The 5,233-nt window shown below is 30.0% G+C and carries 2 protein-coding genes; both read left to right on the plus strand.

All coding sequences use genetic code 11. From position 1 onward, the window contains the following. Positions 1-191: LPXTG cell wall anchor domain-containing protein (locus ACLR9T_RS13210; protein ID WP_413109973.1), on the plus strand; the 191-nt coding region annotated here is incomplete at its 5' end. A gap of 487 nt (positions 192-678) precedes the next feature. Beyond that, on the plus strand, positions 679-5,233 hold a 4,555-nt coding region (locus ACLR9T_RS13215), incomplete at its 3' end, for an alpha-N-acetylglucosaminidase TIM-barrel domain-containing protein (RefSeq protein ID WP_413109974.1).

A 5,233-nucleotide genomic window follows, 5' to 3' on the forward strand; every position in this document is an offset into this window, starting at 1 on the left:
GATTAACAAAAGCAATGGCCGGATTAGAAACTAATTCAACTAACCCTGAAAGTACTGTAAAACCAGGAGATAGTACAGTAAATGCAACAAAGACAGGAGATACAACAAATATGATGTATCCACTAGCAGGACTAGCAATTGCTTCATTAGTAATTTATGGAAATAAAAAAAGAAAAAATAACAAAATTTAATAAGTTTATTTATGTAACAAAATTTATTTGGGGTTAAAAGTTTATATTAATGAATCTATATTTTTAAAAATAGAATTGGTATAAATGCTGAATATGGGGAAATGAATTTTTAAAAGGTAATAAAATATCTAGTATAAAAATCATACTATGATAGGTTAAATAATAACTAAATGTATTTAACTCAAAAGAACTCTCCTTCACCAATAAGTGATGGAGAGTTTAATTTTAAAATAGTAAATACAAAATTGTTGGTAATAGAGTGATTGATTCAAATATTTAGTGCAGAAAATATATAAAATCGAGTGTAGAATTTTACTAATCATTGTAGGATTTTACTATTTAAAAGGTGATATGATATAGATGTAGGAAAAGTGCTAAAGGGGGGATGGGACACAAATACTATTAGGTAACTAAGATAAGGTTTAGATTTTTAGGACAACAAAGATTTAGAAAGGAGAAATAATCTGTATAGATTAATAAAGGGACAATGAAAAAAATTATTATAATTTTTATTAGTGGTTTACTTACAGTAACATCAATTTTTACTAATCTAGCGTCAGTTTTTGCTGATAATAGTAAAAATTTAGAAAATGTAGCATTAAAGGGGACTGTTGAAGTATCGAGTGTAACTGATGATAATGGACATTTACGACCAGGTTCAAAAATAAATGATGGAGATGTTTCATTAGGATCATATTGGGACTCAGGTATTTCAGCTGAAAATCCTTATGTAATTTTAGATTTACAAAAAGAATATCAAATAGAAAAGATCAGATTGGTAAACTATTGGGGCAAAGTTTATTTACAAAATTATGATCGTTGGTATAAATATGAAATATACGGAAGTACTGATAAGTCTTCTTGGGATTTAATTGCTAAAAAGGATAATGAAAATCCTTCAACTAAAGATGGAGATGTATATGAATTATCTAGCAATAACAATATAAGATATATAAAAGTGGTTTGTTTAGGAGGAAATAATGCAGATCCAAGTCTTGCACATATTGTTGAATTAGAAGCTTTTGCTGATACATCTACTCAGACTGATAGTAATATTGCCTTAAATAAACCAGTATTGGCAGCTATGGGGAATACAGCTGCAATCACTGATGGTAATATCAATAATTATTGGGATGGTGGTCAGGGACCACAAGCATTTGTGATTGATTTACAAAATTATTATGAGATAACTAGTTTCCATGCTTATCCATATTTTGCAGATAATAGACATTATGAATATGATATTTATGTTAGTGATAATGGCTTTAATTATGAAAAAGTAGCGTCTAAAAACGATGGGCAAAGAGAAACATCTGCAGGAACTATTTTTACTCTTGATACACCAAAAACAGCACGTTATGTGAAAGTTAATATGGTGAAGAATTCAGCTAATACTTCTGTACACATGAATGAATTTGAAGTAATGGGAAATTTGGTTGAAAACTACACTCCATCATTACCAGTAGATCCAAGTGATCCTGATAATATTGCATTTGGAAAAAGTACATCAGCTAATTCTGGTGTAAGCGTTTCTAATTGGGCGGTAGATGGAGATAATGAAACAAATTGGAGTGCTCCTACATTTCCTGCAAATATAGATGTGGATTTAGAAACAAATTATGACCTTGATGAAATTACTTTACATTTTCCAGAAAATAAATATTATTATTATTCTGTTTATACTTCTTTAAATGGTGTTGATTTTGAACGTGTGGCTCAAAAACATTCTGATGAAATGAGTAAACAAGTGGGTGACACGTATGATCTATCAGGACATGTAGCAAGATATATAAGAGTAAATCTTGAATTTGTTTCAGATGGTGCATTATCTTTATTGAGTGAAATTCGTGTTCATGGTAAAGAGAATACAACTGTTCCAGTAGAAAATCGAGAAAATTTGTCTATTCCAAAATATAGTGATAGTGAGTATTCAAAACCTATAACAAGGGATGAAACAATTCAAGAAGTATATAACTTAATTGGAAGAGTATTAGGTGATAAATATAAGAGTTGGTTTGATTTCCAATTAATTGATAGTGATAAAGATTTTTATGAACTTTCTTCAAGCAATAATAAAATATTGATTAAGGGTAATGAGGGAGTTTCATTAACTTCAGGTTTATATTATTATTTAAAAAATTATTGTAAAGTTCAAATAACTCAACAAACTTCACAAATAAGTACAATGCCAGAAAAACCAGTAATTTTAAATGAGGTAATTCATAAAGAAACTCCATTTGAGGTTAGATATGCATATAATTATTGTACATTATCTTATACAAAACCTTTCTATGGTGAAGAAGAATGGCAAAGAGAATTAGACTGGTTAGCATTAAATGGTGTAAATTTAGTATTGGATATAACTGGACAAGAAGCAGTTTGGGTTGATTTCTTACAGAAATTGGGTTATTCAACTGGAGAAGCTGAATCTTGGTTAGTAGGGCCAAGCTATATTGCATGGCAATTTATGAGCAATATGGAAAACTATGGTGGTCCTATGAATGATCAATATATTTTAGATCGTTTAGAATTAGCTAGAAAAAATCAAAGAAAAATGAGAGTTTTAGGAATGGATCCAGTAATGCAGGGATATGCAGGAATGATTCCAAGTGATTATGATGATGTTATAACTAAAAAAGGTGCTTCACAAGGTGAATATAAAAAATATATCGATGCAATGATGCCTCAAGGAAGCTGGGGTGGTCAATTTGAAAGACCAGCAATGCTTAAGACAAATACTGAAGCATTTAACAGTGCTGCTGAAATGTTTTATGAATCACAAAAAGATATTTTAGGTGATGTTTCAGATTTCTATGCTGTAGATCCATTCCACGAAGGGGGAATTAGACCATCAGATATGAGTGAATCAGAAATATCTGAAACAGTCTTAAGAAAAATGATGGAAGCAGATGATAAAGCAGTATGGGTTATTCAATCATGGGAAGGTAATCCAACAAAACAATTATTAGATGGTTTAGGTGGATATAGAGATGAACATGCATTGATTCTTGATTTAACATCTACTAGTCAGCCTCATTATAATAATTCTAGATGGGGTGATGAATTTTATGGTACACCATGGGTTTACTGTATGTTGGATAACTTTGGAGACAGACCAGGTGTTCATGGTGATTTGCAAGAAGTTGCAAATGGTATAAGTGAAGCATATCATTCTAGTAGCAAAATGAAAGGAATTGGTATTACACCAGAGGGAACTAAATTAAATCCTATTAATTATGAACTGTTCTTTGATACTGTATGGCAAGATGATCAAAAACCAATTGAATTAAATACTTGGTTAAAAGATTATTTAGTTCAACGTTATGGTAATCATAGTGAAGCAGCATATCAAGGTTGGTTATTATTATTAGAAACTGCATATAGTGGTAGTGGTGATCATTGGGGTGGTGCCAACTCTATTATTAATCAACGCCCTGGTAAAAATCCGATTTTAGGAAGTTATTCAATTCCATATGATGTTAAGACTTTTGAAACTGCGGTGGAATTAATTATTGAAGATTACGATCTATTATCTGATCAAGAAACATATTTATATGATGTATCTGCATTATTAAAACAAGTTTTACAAAATTCTCAGTATACATATTATCGAAATTTTGAAAGTGCCTTCCAAAATAAAGATATTTCATTATTTGAAACTGAATCACAAAAATTCTTAGATTCAATTTCAATAATGGATAAAATTGCTGCTACTCAAAAAGATGACCTATTAGGTAATTGGATTGGTTTAGCAAATGATCGTGCTACAAACTATGATGATTTTTCTAAAGATGCATTTGAATTTAACGCCAAAGCACTAATTACTACTTGGGGTGGAAGACAAAGTGCTAAATCTTTAGGAGATTATGCATATCGCCAATACTCAGGATTACTTGAAGATTATATAAAACCAAGATGGGAAAAATATATACAAAATAAGTTAAATTCTTTAAAAAATAATGAAGAATATCATGAAATTAGTTATGATACATATTTTAATGATACTTGGCAGTTCATTTTTAATGGCAAAGAATATACAAGAAACATAAGTGATGCTAAAAATGAATTAAAATCATTATCACAATTAGTAATTTCAGAATATTTTATTGGTGTAAAAAAAGAAGTTACTGATGATAATATTGCTGTAAATGCTTCATTATCTTCATCTAATGGGGCATCACATGAATTAGAAAATATTAATGATAATAATCCTAATACTTTGTGGGTTGCCGGAAACGCTAGTACACCATCAAGTGTTACATTAAATCTATTAAAAAATTATCCTGTTTATAAGATACAAGTAGATTTTGAAAAAGAACCAGCAGCAAGCAGAGATAAGTTTATGTCATTCTATGTTGAAGTAGAACAAAATGGTGAATGGCATAAAGTGTATACTGGTTCTACAACTAAAGAAATGCAATCATTTGATATTGTATTTGATCAAGTAATTGATGTTAGTAAAGTAAGAGTAGTAATAACATCTGTGGCTAGCCCACTTTATCCAGCAATCGCAGAGGTAAAAATATTCTCAAGTAAAGGTATATTAGTAAATGAGGATTCAGGATTACAAATAGTTAATAAAGAAATTAATTTAAAACCAAATACTACTGGTAATGATTTATTAGAAAATATTAAAGCTGAAGTTGGAGAAATTCATATTTATAATGGCAATGCAGAGATTAGTGGTACTGATATCATTAGAGATGGATCTGAAATAGTATTAACAGCATCAGGTGTTGAAGTTGATCGTATTAAGGTAAACGTTTTAGATATTAAAGCAGAGTTACAAGCATTATATGATGAATGTACAACTCTTAAAGAAGCGGATTATACAGCTGAATCTTGGGTACTATTCGTAAATGCAATGACTGATGCTAAAGCAGTATTAGACAGAGCAGATGCAACTCAAGAAGAAATTAATAATGTGTTAAAAGTATTAGAAAATGCTAAAGATGCTTTGGTTGTAGTGGAAACACCAGATACAAATAAAACAGCATTATCAATTGCAATTGAAATGGCTAGTGCAGTAACTCAAGAACAGT

The organism is Thomasclavelia sp. (genome assembly GCF_047249845.1).
In the GTDB taxonomy this organism is placed as follows: Bacteria; Bacillota_I; Bacilli_A; order Erysipelotrichales; family Coprobacillaceae; genus Thomasclavelia.